The organism is Limosilactobacillus oris DSM 4864 (assembly GCF_001434465.1).
GTDB lineage: Bacteria > Bacillota > Bacilli > Lactobacillales > Lactobacillaceae > Limosilactobacillus > Limosilactobacillus oris.
The window spans coordinates 1-263 of the sequence record NZ_AZGE01000073.1 but is presented as its reverse complement, the minus strand read 5'-3'; the positions used below and the strand labels follow the sequence as shown (position 1 = coordinate 263).

Here is a 263-nt window from a genome sequence, read left to right as displayed (position 1 = left end):
GTTCTGGTGAAATTGTTAGTTACAATATTGGCGACCATCCTACTACTGACTTCGTGATGAAACCGCTAATCGAGCTAATTCATAAGCGGCCTAAGCTTAACTACCGCATGACGGTACATAGTGACCAAGGAATCCAATACCAAACGAATGCGTGGCGTCAAACATTAAAGAAAAACCATATTTTTCAAAGCATGTCACGCCGGGCAACCTGTTTAGACAATGCGCCAATGGAGAGTTTCTTTCACACGATGAAGGTTGAAATG

1 protein-coding gene is annotated in these 263 nt (G+C 42.6%); it reads left to right on the top strand.

Going from position 1 to position 263, the window contains the following annotated elements; genetic code table 11:
• Positions 1–263 (top strand): DDE-type integrase/transposase/recombinase (locus tag FC49_RS09665; protein ID WP_156402481.1); only part of this gene is annotated, 263 nt, incomplete at both ends.